We start from the raw sequence: 15321 nt of genomic DNA, 5'->3' as shown, positions 1-15321 counted from the left end.
TGCGCTCGCCGATCTTGAACGGCGTGGTGGGCGTGGTGGGAGACACGAGGACGTCGCACTGCTCGAACGCCGCATCGAAGTCGCGCTGCACCAGGGTGCGGACCTTCTGCGCCGAGCCGTAATACGCGTCGTAGTAGCCGGCCGACAGCGCGTAGGTGCCCAGGATGATGCGCCGCTTGACCTCGTCGCCGAAGCCCTCGGCACGCGTGGCTGCCATGGTGCGCTCGATGGTGGTCTTCTCGACCCGCAGGCCGAACCGCACCGAGTCGAACTTCGCCAGGTTCGACGAGGCCTCGGAGGGCAAGATCACGTAGTACGCCGCGAGCGCGTACTCGAAGGACGGGCACGAGACCTCGACCACCTCCGCGCCCATGGCGCGCAGCCGGTCGAGCGACTCGGCGAAGCGCTGGGTGACGCCGGCCTGATAGCCGCCGTCCGCGCCCGAGAGTTCCTTCACCACGCCGATGCGCACGCCGGCGAGGTCCTGCGAGGCGCCGGCGAGCGCCGCGTCGACGCAGCCGGGGACGGGCTCATCGAGCGACGTGGCGTCCATCTCGTCGTGACCGCCCATGACCTCGTGGAGCATCGCCGTGTCGAGCACGGTGCGTCCGCACGGGCCCAGCTGGTCGAGCGAGGAGGCCAGCGCGATGGCGCCGAACCGGGAGACGCCGCCGTAGGTGGGCTTGACGCCCACGGTCGCCGTGACCGATGCGGGCTGGCGGATGGAGCCGCCCGTGTCCGAGCCGATGGTGAGGGGCGCCTCGAACGCCGCCAGCGCCGCGGCCGAGCCGCCGCCGGAGCCCCCCGGGATCCGCTCGAGGTCCCAGGGGTTGTGCGTGGGTCCGTAGCCCGAGTGCTCGGTCGAGGAGCCCATCGCGAACTCGTCCATGTTGGTCTTGCCCAGGATGGGCATCCGCGCCTCGCGCACCCGGCGCGTGACGGTCGCGTCGTACGGCGGGATCCAGCCCTCGAGGATGCGCGAGCCCGCCGTGGTGGGCAGGCCCTTGGTCACCAGCACGTCCTTGATGCCGATCGGCACGCCCGCCAGACGCGGAAGCGGGACGCCCGCGGCGCGGTCGGCATCGACGCCGCGCGCCGTCTCGAGCGCGCCCTCGGCGTCGACGTGGAGGAACGCGTGCACCGGCCCGTCGACGGCCGCGATGCGGTCCAGGTGCGCTTGCACCAGCTCGACGGACTTCACCTCGCCGGCGGCGAGCGCCTCGACCATGCGCGCCGCGGTGGCGCGGGTCCAGTCGGTCATGCCTCCTCCCCCAGGATCTGGGGGACGCGGAAGCGTCCGTCCTCCGCCTGGGGGGCGGCGGCGAGGGCATCGGCCTGCGGCAGCGACGGGCGGACCTCATCCGCGCGGTACACGTTGCTCATGGGGATCGGGTGGCTCGTGGCCGGGACGTCCTCGCCGGCGACCTCTGCCACCTTGGCGACGGCGTCGACGATCACGGCAAGTTGCCCCGAGAGACGGTCGAGGTCGGCGTCGGTCATGTCGATGCGGGCGAGCGCGGCCAGGCGCGCCACATCGGATCGTTCGAGGGAAGACATGGTGACGAGTCTAGTGGCCGTGCGGGGCGCCTTCCGGGCTCACGGCTCCCAGCTGTAGCCCAGCAGCCGCACGTGCTCCTGGGCGCACGGCGGGTCCTGTTCGAGGTGCTCCGGGGACACCTTGGTCACCGTGCCATCGGCGTTGTCCTCGACCACCCAGTCGAGGTCCTCGCGCCGGGCGAAGCCCATCCGCTCGTAGAGCCGGTGAGCGGAGTGCATGGTGTCCATGGTGGACAGCACGATGCGCCGCGCGCCCTGCTCGACGGCGCGGTCCATCGCGGCCCGGGTGAGGGTGCGGCCGATGCCGCGGCCGCGCTCCATCGGCGACACGGCAAGCATGCGCAACTCGAACTCGCCGTCCTGGGCGAACTCGATGAAAGGGCTGCCCGGGGGGACCAGCGTGATAGTGCCCACGATCGCGCCGGTGGCCTTCTCGCCGTCGATCATCGCGAGCAGGTCCGCGTGCCGCGCGCGCGCCTCGGCATCGCGCAACTGCGGGACGAAGGGGTGCGCGTTGTCGACCAGTCCGTCCGCGAGGTAGGCGAGGGCCGTCAGTTCGCCGATCTCCTGAAGCCGAGACTTCTCCTCGGGTGTCACCACCCTCACGGCCGTCGTCACTGAGGCCCCTGGCTGGGGTCGATGCGGCGGTCGTAGTGGGGAGTGGACGTCTCCGAGGGGGTGCCCGTGACGGGGTCCGGGTGCTGGCCCGTGGGTCCGCGACCGGGAGGCTCGTCCGGCGGTGCGGGCTTCCTCCGCGCCGTGTTGACGATGACCACGACCACGGTCACAAGAAGGACCAGGCCCGCGACGATGCCGATGATGAGACTTGCGCTGCCGTTCATGATTCCTCCCGAGTCGGTGCTGGGCGGTTCACCTCTAGCCTACCCATGCCGGAGCGGCCCTGCCGGGCCGCGGGCGCCCCGAAGCGGTCTACTCCGCTTGCGCCGCGGGCCCCACCTCGAGGAGCCGCACGAACCCCGCCTCGTCGAGAATGGGGACGCCCAGTTGGTCCGCCTTCGCTGCCTTCGAGCCCGCGTTGGCGCCCACCACCACGTAATCGGTGTTCTTCGACACCGACGCCGCGGCCTTGCCGCCACGAGAGATGATCGCCTCCTTCACCGAGTCGCGCGTGAAGCCCTCGAGCGACCCCGTGGCCACCACCGTGAGGCCCTCGAGGGTGCGCACCACAGACTCATCGCGCTCGTCCTCCATCCGCACCCCGGCGGCCGCCCAACGGTCGACGATCTCCGCGTGCCAGGGCACCTCGAACCACTGGAGCACGGACTCGGCGATCACGGACCCCACGCCGTCGACCGCTGCCAGGTCCTGCTCGCTCGCCGCGCGGATGGCGTCCATCGAACCGAACGCCGTCGCAAGCGCCCGGGACGCCGTGGGCCCCACGTGGCGGATCGACAGCGAGACCACCACCCGCCACAGCGGCTGGCTGCGCGCCCCCGCGAGGTTCTCGAGCAGCTTGAGGCCGTTGGCGGAGACGTCGCCAGCCCTGCGGCCCTCGACCCCCGCCTCGACCTGGCGCCGCGTGAGCTTCTCGTCGACGTCATAGGTGAACAGCGGCACGCGGCGTAGGTCCTCTTCTGAGAGGTCGAACAGCCCCGCCTCGTTCGCCAGCACCCCCGACTCGACCAGCGCGTGCGCCGCCTTCTCCCCCAGCACCTCGACGTCGAGCGCGCCGCGCGAGCCGATGAACGCGATCCGGTCCACGATCTGCGCGGGGCAGCGCTCGGAGTTCGGGCACCGCAGGTCCTTGTCGCCCTCCTTCTGCTCCGCCAGCGGCGTGCCGCAGGACGGACACTCACCGGGCATCGTCCACGCGCGCTCCGCGCCGGTGCGTGCCGCGACCACCGGGCCCACGATCTCGGGGATGACGTCGCCCGCCTTGCGCAGCACCACCGTGTCGCCGATGAGCACGCCCTTGCGCGCCACCTCGTGGGCGTTGTGAAGCGTGGCGTAGGTCACGGTGGATCCCGCGACCGTGACCGGGGTCATGACGCCGTAGGGCGTCACCCGTCCGGTGCGACCCACGTCGACGCGGATGTCCAGGAGGGTGGTGTGCACCTCCTCGGGCGCAAACTTGTACGCGATCGCCCACCGCGGCGCACGGCTGGTGGACCCGAGCCGGCCCTGGACCGCGCGGTCCTCGACCTTGAGCACGGCGCCGTCGATCTCGTGGATCATGGCGTGACGCCGCGCCTCGAGGTCCGCGAGGTACGCCTCCACCTCCGCCACCCCGGTTACCACGCGGGCGTGCTCGGTGACGGGCAGCCCCCACGAGGCGAGCACCTCGTAGATGCCGTGCTGGGACGATGCGCGGGGGTCGGGGGCGGTCCCGGCCCAGTCCAGCGCGCCCAGGGCGTACGCGGTCACCGCGAGCGGCCGTGTCGCCGTCACGGACGGGTCCTTCTGGCGCAGCGATCCCGCCGCCGTATTGCGCGGATTCGCGTAGGGAGCCTTGCCCTCCTCGAGCAGGCCTGCGTTGAGCTCCTCGAAGGCGGCGACGGGCAGGAACACCTCGCCGCGGATCTCCACCAGGCCGGGGACGTGCTCGCCGGCCAGCCGATGCGGCAGCCCGGCGATGGTGAGCACGTTCGCCGTGACGTCCTCGCCGGTGGTGCCGTCGCCGCGGGTGACGCCGCGCACGAGCTCGCCGCGCTCGTAGGTGAGCGAGATCGACAGGCCGTCGATCTTGGGTTCGCAGACGATGCGCTGCGGGCCCGCCTCCTTCTCGACGCGCGCGAGCCAGGCCTCGACGTCCTCGACGGAGAACGCGTTGTCGAGGCTCATCATCCGCTCGCGATGCGCCACGGAAGCGAAGCCGGTGGCGACCGCCCCGCCCACCGTCTGCGTGGGGCTCTCGGGCGTGGCCAGCTCGGGGTGACGAGCCTCGAGCTCGCGCAGTTCGCGCTCGAGAGAGTCGTACTCGGCGTCGGACACCGTGGGGGCATCCTCCGCGTAGTACGCATGCCGGTGGGCCTCGATGTCCTGGACGAGCTCCTGGTGGCGGGCGCGAGGATCGGTCACGCCCCTATCCCACCACGTCGCTCCGACATCGGCGGCCGGAGAACCGCCCCGAGCCCCGCGCGCGACGCCGGTACCCTGGTCGCGTGCCGTCACGCATCGTCCTCGCCTCCGCCGCCGCAGCCGCGGCGGCGGTGCTGCTCGCCGGCTGCACGGCGAGCGCGGCGAGCGAGCCGCGCGCGACGGTGACCGCGACCGCCACCATCACGGCGGAGCCCTCGCCGACGCCCACGGTGACGGTGGTCGCCACCCCGTTCGCCCGTCCGGCATGGCTGGGCACGCGCGCCCTGCCCAAGAACGACAACGACCTGGCGGACCCGGGCGAGACCCCCGCGGAGCTGGTGGACCGCCGCCTCGAGCCGCGGCCGAGCGCGCTGGCGGACCCGGACTCGGACGCGTGGTTCGCGAGCGTGACCGCCATCCCCGACGACGTGCTCGCGCGGTCATCGTGGAGCGCGGAGTGCCCGGTCACCCCGGACCAGCTCGCCTACGTGGTCATGCCGTTCTGGGGCTTCGACCTCAAGCCGCACACCGGCGAGATGCTCACCTCGGCGGCGCACGCGGACGCGATCGTGACGGTGTTCGAGCAGATGTACGAGCGCCGCTTCCCCATCGAGGAGATGCGCGTCACCACGGCCGAGGAGGTCAACGGGGCGCACTACGGGGACCAGAACGTCACCATCTCCTTCGAGTGCCGCAAGGTCACCGGCGGCTTCGACCGCTGGTCCCAGCACGCGAGCGGGCTCGCGCTCGACATCAACCCCTTCCACAACCCGTGGCGGCGGGACGGCTACGTGTTTCCGGAGCTCGCGGACGCCTACCTGGACCGGGACTGGCTGCGACCGGGCATGATCGAGACGCAGACGCAGACCATCGCCGACTTCGACGCGATCGGATGGGCGTGGGGAGGGTCGTGGACGGACCTCGACGACTGGATGCACTTCTCCGCCAACGACCTGTAGCTCCAGGCCCGGCTGACCGGGACCCCGAGGCGCCACACTTGTGCCATCACCGTCCACGTGCCCACCCGCGATGAGATCCAGGCCGCCGCTGCGGCCATCGGTCCCCACGTGCGTCACACGCCAGTGATCGAGATTCCGGGCGACACGCTCGGGATCGTCGCCGCGCCCTTCGCCGCGCTCCTCACCGGCCGCTGGGTTCCGGAGCCCGGCGCCCGCATCGGCGTGGTGCTGTGCGGCGCCAATGTGGTCAACACCGCGTTCGCGCCGGCGACTACCCTGGTATGACCGCCTCCCGCGGCGGGCCCCGGACGCGCGAGGAGACCGCCGCATGGCAGGACTGACGCTCATCGAGGGCGGCCACATCGTGGCCGTCGACGCCGCCGACACCGAGATCCCGCACGGGTGGATCGCGATCCGCGAGGGGCGCATCGTCGCGCTCGGCGAGGGCGCCGCGCCCCCCGAGATGCGCGACGCGGCCATCCAGACCATCGACGCCGCGGGTGCGCTGGTCACCCCCGGCCTCATCAACACGCACCACCACCTCTACCAGTGGCTCACGCGGGGCTGGGCGCAGGATTCGATCCTGTTCGACTGGCTGGTGGCGCTGTACCCGACCTGGTCGCGCATCGACGCGGACTCGGCGGGCGACGCGGCCGCGGGCGCGATGGCCGTCCTGGCCCGCTCGGGGTGCACCACGGTGGGCGACCACCACTACATCTTCCCGCGCGGCTCCGGCGACATCGTGGGCGCGATCGTGCACGAGGCCTCGGAACTGGGGCTGCGCCTGCACGCGACTCGCGGCTCGATGGACCTGGGCGAGTCCGATGGCGGGCTGCCTCCGGACTTCGCCGTCGAGTCCACCAGCGCCGCGCTGGCAGCCTCGGCCGAGGCCGTGACGCGCTACCACGACGCCTCCTTCGAATCGATGGTGCGCGTGGCGATCGCGCCGTGCTCGCCGTTCACGGTGACCGCGGACCTGCTGCGCGAATCCGCCACTCTGGCCCGCGACCTGGGCGTGCGGCTGCACACCCACGGCGCCGAGACGGTCGAGGAGGAGGCGTTCTGCCGCGAGCGCTTCGGGATGTCCCCCACCGACTACCTCGACTCCGTGGGCTGGCTGGGCTCGGATGTGTGGATGGCGCACTGCGTGCACCTGTCCCCCGAGGACGTGGCGCGGTTCGCCCGGACCGGCACCGGCGTCGCTCACTGCCCCTCGTCCAACGCCCGCCTGGCGGCCGGCATCGCTCCCGTGCGGGCCATGGTGTCCGCGGGCGTCCCCGTGGGCCTGGGCGTCGACGGCGCCGCGTCGAACGAGCACGGCCGGCTGGGCTCCGAGATCCGCCAGGCCGCGCTGCTGTCGCGGCTGCGCGACGGCGCCACCGCCATGCCCGTGCGCGACGCGCTGCGCCTGGCAACCATGGGCGGGGCCCGGGTCCTGGGTCGCGAGCGGGAGATCGGCTCGCTGGAGCCCGGCAAGCTCGCCGACGTGGTGCTGTGGGAGTTGGGCGAGGTCGAGCACGCCGGGATCGCGGATCCCGTAGCGGCGCTCGGGCTGGGATCGCTACCGCGCGTGAGGACGATGCTGGTGCAGGGTCGCGAGGTGGTGTCCGGCGGGCGCCTCACCACCGCGGACGAGGACGAGATCTCACGACGCGTGGTCGCCGCGGCCGCGCGGCTCGCGGGTCGCGGGTAGATTCCACCCCGGGGAGGCACCATGACAACCACGCCAGGTCCGGCGGACAGCCACGACGTGATCCGGGTGCGGGGGGCGCGCGAGAACAACCTGCGCGACGTCTCGCTCGACCTGCCCAAGCGGCGGCTCACGGTGTTCACCGGGGTGTCGGGCTCCGGCAAGAGCTCCCTGGTCTTCGACACCATCGCCGCCGAGTCGCAGCGCATGATCAACGAGACGTACAGCGCCTTCGTGCAGGGCTTCATGCCCACGCTGGCGCGACCGGAGGTCGACGTCCTCGAGGGACTCACCACGGCGATCATCGTGGACCAGGAGCGGATGGGCGCGAACTCGCGCTCGACCGTGGGGACCGTCACCGACGCCAACGCCCTGCTGCGGATCCTGTTCTCGCGCCTGGGCGATCCCCACATCGGCTCGCCGCAGGCCTACTCCTTCAACGTGCCGTCAGCATCCGGGACGGGACAGATGAAGGCGGAGAAGGGCGCGCAGATGGCGCAGCGCCGCGAGTACCACGTGGTGGGCGGCATGTGCCCGCGGTGCGAGGGCATGGGCAACGTCGCCGACATCGACCTCACCCAGCTCTTCGACGAGTCGAAGTCGCTCGCCGACGGCGCCATCACCATCCCCGGCTACACCGCCGACGGCTGGTACGTGCGCGTGTTCGGCGCCGTGGTGCCGCTCGACGTGCCGATCGCGACGTTCACCAAGAAGCAGCGCGACGAGTTCCTTCACGGGCTGCCGCGCAAGGTGCGCATGGAGGCCATGAACCTCACCTACGAGGGACTGGTCCCCAAGATCCAGAAGTCGATGCTGTCCAAGGACGTCGACGCCATGCAGCCGCACATCCGGGCGTTCGTCGAGCGCGCCGTGGTGTTCGCCGTGTGCCCGGACTGCGGGGGGACACGGCTGGCCGAGGGCGCCCGGCGTTCGCGGATCGCCGGCGTGAGCATCGCGGACGCGTGCGCTATGCAGATCACCGACCTTGCGGGGTGGGTGCGCGGGTTGGACGAGCCCTCGGCGGGCCCGCTGCTCGCAAGCCTGGGGCATCTTCTCGACTCGTTCGTCGAGATCGGGCTCGGCTACCTGTCGCTCGACCGCCCGTCCGGCACGCTGTCCGGCGGCGAGGCGCAGCGGACCAAGATGATCCGCCACCTGGGCTCCGCGCTCACCGACATCACCTACGTGTTCGACGAGCCCACCATCGGACTCCACCCGCACGACATCCAGCGCATGAACGGCCTGCTGCTCCGGCTGCGCGACAAGGGCAACACCGTCCTGGTGGTCGAGCACAAGCCCGAGGCGATCGCCATCGCGGACCGCGTGGTGGACCTGGGGCCCGGCGCCGGCTCCGACGGCGGGGAGGTGGTGTTCGAGGGCACCGTCGAGGAGTTGCGCGGCGCGGACACCCTCACGGGGCGGCACCTCAGCGATCGCGCAACCCTCAAGGCGTCCGTGAGGAAGGCCACCGGCACGCTCGAGGTGCGCGGCGCATCGTCCCATAACCTCCAGGACCTCGACGTGGACATCCCGCTGGGCGTGCTCGTGGTGGTCACCGGCGTCGCGGGCTCGGGAAAGAGCTCGCTCATCCATGGCTCCGTGTCGCCGCGCGAGGGCGTGGTCACCGTGGACCAGGCCGCGATCCGCGGGTCCCGGCGCAGCAATCCCGCGACGTACACCGGGCTCCTCGAGCCCATCCGCAAGGCCTTCGCCAAGGCGAACGGCGTCAAGCCCGCGCTGTTCAGCGCCAACTCGGAAGGCGCCTGCCCCGTGTGCAACGGCGCCGGGCTGATCTACACGGAGCTGGGCTTCATGGACACCGTCGAGACCGTGTGCGAGGAGTGCGAGGGACGGCGATTCCAGGCGGCGGTGCTCGAGTACACGCTGGGCGGCAGGAACATCGCCGAGGTGCTCGGCATGTCGGTGGCGGAGGCCGAGGCGTTCTTCGCCGACGGCGAGAGCCGCCTGCCGGCCGCCCACGCGATCCTGAGCCGCCTCGCCGATGTAGGACTCGGCTACGTGAAGCTGGGCCAGCCGCTCACCACGCTCTCGGGCGGCGAGCGCCAGCGCCTCAAGCTCGCCGTCACCATCGGCGAGCCGGGAGGCATGTTCGTGCTCGACGAGCCCACCACGGGCCTGCATCTTGCCGACGTCGAGAACCTCCTGGCGCTGCTGGACCGGCTGGTCGACGCCGGCAGGTCGGTCATGGTCATCGAGCACCACCAGGCGGTGATGGCGCACGCCGACTGGATCATCGACCTGGGCCCCGGCGCGGGCCACGACGGCGGGCGTGTGGTGTTCGAGGGGACTCCGGCGGCGCTCATCGCGGACCGGTCGACGCTGACGGGCGAGCACCTCGCCGCCTACGTGGCGTCCTGAGGACTGCCGGCAAGGGGTGCCGAGCCTCGTCGCTCGGTCACCCCGCGGCGGCAGGCGCCCTCAGCCCGCCTGCCGCCTCCCTCAGCGCACCTGCTGCTTGACCACCAGAAGGCGGTACGCGCCGGTGGTGGACCACCACCGGTGACGGACTCCCCCGGCGTAGTAGATCGAGTCGCCAGTGCCAAGCTCGTGCGGCCTGCCGTCGGTCTCGACCACGGCCGCGCCGTCGAGGACGTGCACGAACTCGTCCTCCGCGTGGACGAACGTGTCGCCGGGCTCCCTGGCGTCGGAGTCGACCACGATGGGGGTGAAGGGCCGCGGACCTCGCACCAGGGTGTGAGCGGTGCCGCGCGCGAACCCGTCGGGCGTGGCACGCCTGGCCCCCGAGCGCACCACCTCGACCTTGGGCAACGGCGTGCCGTCGGCATCCTCCGCCGCCGCGACCAGCTCGACGGGGCTGGTCTCGAGCGCCACCGCGATGCGCCGCAGCGACTGCAGCGACAGGTTGGCGAGCCCGCGCTCGACCTGGCTGAGGAACGGGTGCGAGAGGCCCGTCGCGTCCGCGAGCTGGACCAGCGTGAGGCCTCGCGACCGGCGCAGCTCGCGCAGCCGCGCGCCCAGCCTGACGGACGCGGTATCGAGGACGGCGTCGCCGTGGGTGCCGTGCACCGCTACACCCTCTTCTCCGGATGCATGCCCATGCGGGCGAGCACCGTGTTCTCGAGGATCTGCACCACGTTGTAGAGCACCAGCGAGACGCCGGTGACCACCACCACCGACGCCCACAGCTCGTCGAACTTCGCCGACGTCGCATAGCCGTTGATGACGCCGCCGATGCCGCCGCCCGTGGCGAGCCACTCGGCGAGCAGGGCGCCGGTGATGGCGCCGGGCACGGACACGCGCACGGCGGCGAAGAAGGCGGGCAGCGACGCGGGAAGCGCCGCCTTGGTGAGCTGCTTGAGCGGGCTGCCGCCGTAGACCTGCACCACCTCGAGCATCTGCGTCGAGGCCTGCTGAAGGCCGAACGCGATGTTCACCAGCGCGGGGAACAACACCACGATGCCGCCCATGACCGCGACCGTGGCGTACTCGCGCCCGAAGATCATGATGATCACGGGCGCGAAGGCGATGAGGGGCACCGAACGCAGCAGCAGAGCCAGGGGCATGACGGCGTGCTCGAAGCCCTTCGACAGCCGGAATCCGATCGCACCCACCAGCGCGAGCAGCAGTCCCGCGGAGAAGCCGATCGCGGCGTCGCGCAGCGTCACCGCGAGGTTCGACATGATCTCCTCGCGGTTCGCGGCCGCGTCCTCTTCGACGAAGAAGAAGTTCCACACGTCCACGGGGCCCTTGGCGATATAGGGCGAGAGGTCGGACAGCCACAACGCGCCCTGCCACAGGACCAGCACGGTGAGGATGGTGAGGACGAACGTGAGCACGGACGAGGTGAGCGCGCGGCGGGTGGCCTTGCGCGCCTCCCGGCGCACCGCCTCGGCGAGCTCCGCGGAATGCTGCGTGGGCGCGTGGGCCTGCGTGGTGTCAGCCATCAGACCGCTCCCCTCGTCCACGGGGTCGACAGACGCGTGAGCAGGCCCACCGCCAGGTAGAGCAGCAGCGCCACGGCGCCGGACGCCAGCGCGAGTCCCCACACGCGAGGCGAGTTGAGGGACTGCTGGGCGACCACCATCGCGGGCCCGATCCCCGTCTCGACCTTGCCGAAGTACTCACCCAGCACTGCCCCCAGGAAGGCGGCAGGCACGGCGATCTGGAGGGCGGTCAGCACCGCGGGCAGCGCCGCGACCACGCGCACCTTGCGCAACTGCGTGAACTTGGAGCCGCCGTAGACGTTGACCAGGTCCAGGCTGGCCTTGTCCGCCGCATGCAGGCCCAGGAGGGAGCCCACCACGGTGGTGAAGAACACGCTCAGCGCCGCCATGAAGATCGCGGTGCCCGAGGGCTCACCCTTCGACGGCACGGGGAAGATGAGGACCATCAGCGGGCCGATCGCGACGATGGGGATGCAGTACGTGATGACCGCCAGCTGCATCACGGCGCCCTCGAGGCGCGGCACCACCATCACCGCCGCGGCGAGCACCAGCGCGAGTCCGTTGCCCCACAGGTACCCCTGCGCCGCCTCGGCGAGCGTGACGGAGAAGTGGGTGACGTAGAAGTCGAAGCCCACCTCGCCCCACTCGCGGATCACCTGCAGCGGCGTGGGGATCGCCTTGGTGTCGCCGGAGCCGACGTTCGCGAAGATCGTCACGGAGGAGATCCACCAGGCCGCGACCAGCACCAGAGCGCTAAGGGTGGCCGTGGCCCATGGCGGGAGGCGACGCTCCATCAGTGATCCTCGACCGCGGCTCCGCCGACGCCGAACAGCAGCTCGGAGGCCTGGTCCACGTAGGCGTGGAACTCGGGGCTGCGCTGGATATCGGGCGTGCGGGGGCGCGGGAGGTCGATCTGCATGACCTCCTTGACGCGGCCCGGCCGCGGGCTCATCACGGCCACCTGATCAGCGAGGAAGATCGCCTCCGTGATGCCGTGGGTGACCAGGAGCGTGGTCGCGGGCTTGGCCGCGAGGATGCGCATGAGCTCGAGGTTGAGCCGCTGACGCGTCATGTCGTCGAGCGCGCCGAACGGCTCGTCGAGCAGCAGCACCGAGGGCTTGAGCACCAGCGCCCGCGCGATGGAGACGCGCTGACGCATGCCGCCGGACAGCTGCGCCGGCTTGGCCTTCTCGAATCCCGAGAGGCCCACCAGCTCGATGAGCTCCTCGACGTAGTCGCGGTCCACGGGCTTGCCCGCTACCTCGAAGGGAAGCTTGATGTTGGCGTAGACGGAGCGCCACGGGAGCAGCGCCGCGTCCTGGAAGGCGATGCCGAGCTCGTTGTAGGCGCGCAGGTCCTTGGGGCTGCGCCCGTCGACGCGGGTGCTGCCGCTCGTGGGCTGCTCGAGGCCCGCGAGGATGCGCAGGATCGTGGACTTGCCGCAGCCGGACGGCCCCAGCAGGGCCAGGAACGATCCCCGGTCCGTGTGCAGGTTCGCGTCCTGGAGCGCGGTGACGGTCTTGCTCCCCGAGGAGAAGACCTTGTTGAGGCCGGAGATCTGCAGGCCGGTGCCCGGGGCGGACTCGCCCCGGGCACCGGTCTGGGTGACGTGGGTCACGATGGGATCCGCAGATCAGCCCGCGTAGGCGACCAGGTCGGGGTTCTCCTCGTACACCTCGGCCAGCAGGCTGAGGTCGAAGAGGTCCTCCGGGGCCAGCACGATGCCGGCACCGGCGAGCGACGCGATCGTGGACGCCTGCAGGGCGTCCGAGATCGTGAACAGCCCGTTCGCGGCCGTCTCCGAGGAGACCACCAGGTTCTCCGCCTGCGCCACCGCGCCGGCGATCGAGTTCTCGGGGATCAGCTCCAGGTCCACGCCGTACTCCTCGTAGGCGAGGCGAGCGCCCTCCTCCGGGTCGTTGACCGCGTCGGACCAACCCTTGATCTCCGCCACCAGGAACGCCTTGAGCGCCTCGCGGTTGTTCGCGATCGCGTCGTCGGTCACGGTGAAGGTCTCCGCGACGAACGGCAGGCCGTTGTCCGCGAACGGCAGGTCCACGGTGTCGTAGCCGGCGGCCCCGACGGTGATGGACTCGTTGGTGAGGTAGGCGATGAAGCCGTCGACCTCGCCGTTGGTGAGCGGCGCCGGGTCGTACTGCACCGGCACGATCTCGAGGTCGTCGGGCGAGATGCCGTTCGCGGCGAGCAGCGCCATGAACAGCGCCGTGTTGGAGTCCTGGACGCCGATCTTCTTGCCGATCATGTCCTGGGCGGTGACGATGTTGCCGCCGTCCGCCAGCGACAACACCGTGAACGGGTTCTTCTGGTAGGTGGTGCCGATGATCTTGAGCGGCGCGCCCTCCGCGGCGACGGCCGAGCCGATCGAGACGGCGTCGGACAGCGCGACGTCAGCGGTGCCGGAGAGCAGCTCCGCGACGCCGGTGGACGGGCCGGGGACCAGCTCGACGGAGTCGAAGCCTGCCTCGGTGAAGTAGCCCGAGGAGTCGGCGAAGAACTCGCCCGAGAACTCCTCGTTCTTGATCCAGGACAGCTGGAGGGTGAGGTCGCCGTAGGACGCCATCTCCTCGCCCGCGGCCACGCCGCTCGCCTCGACGTCTGAACCGCCGGACGAGCAGGCCGCGAGCGCGAACGCCGCGACGGCCGCCGCGGCGGTGGCGGCGGCGCGGCGCCCGGTGCTACCGAACGTGAAACCCATGTGCTTCTCCCTCTGAGAGTGGACGCCGCAACCGACAGTGAACCGTGGGGTGGCATCCTCGCCGCCGGCCGGGCCGTTGCCCGGGTGCGTCACGAGCGAGGCTAGGGAATGTAGATTTCATGAACATGCGCCCTTGTGTTTCGCCCTCGTAAATTCGTGGGTTCTTGACACAAACGTGACATTCGCCCGTGGCAGACTCGCGGGACCGAGCGGCCACGGAGGGAGGAACGTTGGACCTCACCGCAGTCACGTCCTACCGCGTGGCACGCAGCCGCGCGGACCTCTCCCTCGCGCCCGGCGAGCGTTTCCTCGCCGGCGGTACCTGGCTCTTCTCCGAGCCCAATCGTGACGTCACGGGGCTCGTCGACCTCGCCGGGATGCCGTGGGAGCCCCTGGTGGTGGACGATGCGGGACTCACCATCGGCGCGACGTGCACCATCGCTCGCCTGCTGGCCTTGCCGGCGCGGCCCGGGTGGACGGCGCAGCCCCTGTTCGCGCAGGCAGCGCACTCGCTGCTGGCGAGCTTCAAGATCTGGAACGAGGCCACCGTGGTCGGCAACATCTGCCGGTCCTACTCGGCGGCCGCGATGCTGGCCGCGTGCGCCACGCTCGATGCCCAGGCCGTGGTGTGGACGCCCGCCGGCGACCACCGCATCGTCCCCGTGGCGGACCTGCCCACGGGCAACGGCACCACCGCGCTCGCCCACGGCGAGCTGGTGCGGGAGGTGCGCATCGGCGGGGACGCGCTGGCCGCCCGCACCGCGCTGCGGAAGGTGGCGCTCGCGGAGCTGGGCCGCTCCGGCGCCGTGGTCACGGGCCGCATGCACCGCGACGGGCGCACGGTGGTGGTGGTCACCGCCGCGACGCTCACGCCCACCGTGCTCCGCTACGACTCCCCGCCCGCGGCGACACAGGCGAGCGACGATGCGCGCGCCGGGGAGGGCTTCTACACGGACCCGCTGGGTTCGGCCGATTGGCGCCGCCACCTGGCCGGGCTGCTCGCCGCCCAGGTGGTCGAGGAACTGTCGAGCGGCGCGGGCGGCCGCGAGGACGCGTCATGAGGATCGAGGTCGACGGCACGCCCGTGGAGGGCGACCCCGCCGCGGGCCAGTGCCTGCGCACGTTCCTGCGCGAGCAGGGGCGGTTCGAGGTGAAGAAGGGCTGCGACGCCGGCGACTGCGGCGCGTGCAGCGTGCTGGTCGACGGCACGCCGGTCCACTCCTGCCTGTATCCCGCCGCGCGCGCCGACGGCCGCGCGGTCACCACGGCCGCGGGGCTGGCCCCCGAGGGCGAGCTTCACCCGGTGCAGGAGGCGCTGGTCGAGCACTTCGGCTTCCAATGCGGCTTCTGCACCCCGGGGCTCGCGGTCACCGCGTCGACCCTCACCGAGCAGGACCTGCCCGACCTCGAGAGGCGCCTCAAGGGCAACCTCTG

Annotated in this window: 16 protein-coding genes; 6 read left to right on the top strand and 10 right to left on the bottom strand. The window is 71.6% G+C overall.

Going from position 1 to position 15321, the window contains the following annotated elements:
- From gatA to ligA, 5 genes are all read right to left on the bottom strand, one after another.
- Positions 1-1261, bottom strand: a 1261-nt coding sequence (gene gatA, locus Q0L54_RS06125; protein ID WP_296666262.1) for an Asp-tRNA(Asn)/Glu-tRNA(Gln) amidotransferase subunit GatA, incomplete at its 3' end; no start/stop codon positions are given.
- Entirely contained in the window at positions 1258-1557 is a 300-nt protein-coding gene (gene gatC, locus Q0L54_RS06120) for an Asp-tRNA(Asn)/Glu-tRNA(Gln) amidotransferase subunit GatC (protein ID WP_296666261.1), read from the bottom strand. The genes gatC and gatA, both read right to left, overlap by 4 nt.
- 39 nt (positions 1558-1596) lie before the next feature.
- Positions 1597-2175, bottom strand: coding sequence for a GNAT family N-acetyltransferase (locus Q0L54_RS06115; RefSeq protein WP_296666259.1), 579 nt, complete (start codon positions 2173-2175; stop codon positions 1597-1599).
- Positions 2172-2399, bottom strand: a complete 228-nt coding sequence (locus Q0L54_RS06110) for a hypothetical protein (RefSeq protein WP_296666258.1) — start codon at positions 2397-2399, stop codon at positions 2172-2174. Before Q0L54_RS06110 ends, Q0L54_RS06115 begins: the two co-directional genes overlap by 4 nt.
- An 88-nt stretch (positions 2400-2487) precedes the next feature.
- On the bottom strand, positions 2488-4596 hold the full coding sequence (gene ligA, locus Q0L54_RS06105; protein WP_296666256.1) for an NAD-dependent DNA ligase LigA: 2109 nt from the start codon (positions 4594-4596) through the stop codon (positions 2488-2490).
- An 83-nt stretch (positions 4597-4679) separates the two neighbouring features.
- Between ligA and Q0L54_RS06100 the strand changes: the two genes are divergently transcribed.
- Genes Q0L54_RS06100 through Q0L54_RS06085 form a run of 4 tightly spaced genes read left to right on the top strand, consistent with a single transcriptional unit; the run spans position 4680 to position 9624 of the window.
- Positions 4680-5555, top strand: coding sequence for a M15 family metallopeptidase (locus tag Q0L54_RS06100; protein ID WP_296666254.1), 876 nt, complete (start codon positions 4680-4682; stop codon positions 5553-5555).
- Positions 5556-5612: 57 nt separating this feature from the next.
- Positions 5613-5840, top strand: coding sequence for a hypothetical protein (locus tag Q0L54_RS06095; protein WP_296666253.1), 228 nt, complete (start codon positions 5613-5615; stop codon positions 5838-5840).
- Between the two features lie 43 nt (positions 5841-5883).
- Positions 5884-7248, top strand: a complete 1365-nt coding sequence (locus tag Q0L54_RS06090; protein ID WP_296666252.1) for an 8-oxoguanine deaminase — start codon at positions 5884-5886, stop codon at positions 7246-7248.
- A gap of 21 nt (positions 7249-7269) precedes the next feature.
- Complete coding sequence (locus tag Q0L54_RS06085; RefSeq protein WP_296666251.1) at positions 7270-9624, top strand: excinuclease ABC subunit UvrA; 2355 nt, start codon at positions 7270-7272, stop codon at positions 9622-9624.
- An 81-nt stretch (positions 9625-9705) separates the two neighbouring features.
- Here Q0L54_RS06085 and Q0L54_RS06080 read toward each other — a convergent pair whose 3' ends face one another.
- Genes Q0L54_RS06080 through Q0L54_RS06060 form a run of 5 tightly spaced genes read right to left on the bottom strand, consistent with a single transcriptional unit; the run spans position 9706 to position 13887 of the window.
- Positions 9706-10293, bottom strand: coding sequence for an XRE family transcriptional regulator (locus Q0L54_RS06080; protein ID WP_296666250.1), 588 nt, complete (start codon positions 10291-10293; stop codon positions 9706-9708).
- Between the two features lie 2 nt (positions 10294-10295).
- Complete coding sequence (locus Q0L54_RS06075; protein WP_296666248.1) at positions 10296-11171, bottom strand: ABC transporter permease; 876 nt, start codon at positions 11169-11171, stop codon at positions 10296-10298.
- A complete protein-coding gene (locus tag Q0L54_RS06070; RefSeq protein ID WP_296666246.1) occupies positions 11171-11965 on the bottom strand; it encodes an ABC transporter permease in 795 nt (264 codons plus the stop codon). Before Q0L54_RS06070 ends, Q0L54_RS06075 begins: the two co-directional genes overlap by 1 nt.
- Positions 11965-12789 carry an ABC transporter ATP-binding protein gene (locus Q0L54_RS06065; RefSeq protein ID WP_296666244.1) on the bottom strand — a complete coding sequence of 275 codons (825 nt, stop codon included), beginning with the start codon at positions 12787-12789 and terminating at the stop codon, positions 11965-11967. Before Q0L54_RS06065 ends, Q0L54_RS06070 begins: the two co-directional genes overlap by 1 nt.
- Before the next feature lie 15 nt (positions 12790-12804).
- Positions 12805-13887 (bottom strand): ABC transporter substrate-binding protein, encoded by a 1083-nt coding sequence (locus tag Q0L54_RS06060; protein WP_296666242.1) that lies wholly within the window; start codon positions 13885-13887, stop codon positions 12805-12807.
- Positions 13888-14117: 230 nt separating this feature from the next.
- Here Q0L54_RS06060 and Q0L54_RS06055 point away from each other — a divergent pair, with 230 nt between their 5' ends.
- Positions 14118-14948, top strand: coding sequence for an FAD binding domain-containing protein (locus Q0L54_RS06055; RefSeq protein ID WP_296666241.1), 831 nt, complete (start codon positions 14118-14120; stop codon positions 14946-14948).
- Positions 14945-15321, top strand: a 377-nt coding sequence (locus tag Q0L54_RS06050; RefSeq protein WP_296666240.1) for a 2Fe-2S iron-sulfur cluster-binding protein, incomplete at its 3' end; no start/stop codon positions are given. The genes Q0L54_RS06055 and Q0L54_RS06050, both read left to right, overlap by 4 nt.

This window comes from Demequina sp. (assembly GCF_024642165.1).
GTDB lineage: Bacteria > Actinomycetota > Actinomycetes > Actinomycetales > Demequinaceae > Demequina.
The sequence above is the reverse complement of the archived record's forward strand: the minus strand, read 5'-3'. Positions and strand labels throughout refer to the sequence as shown.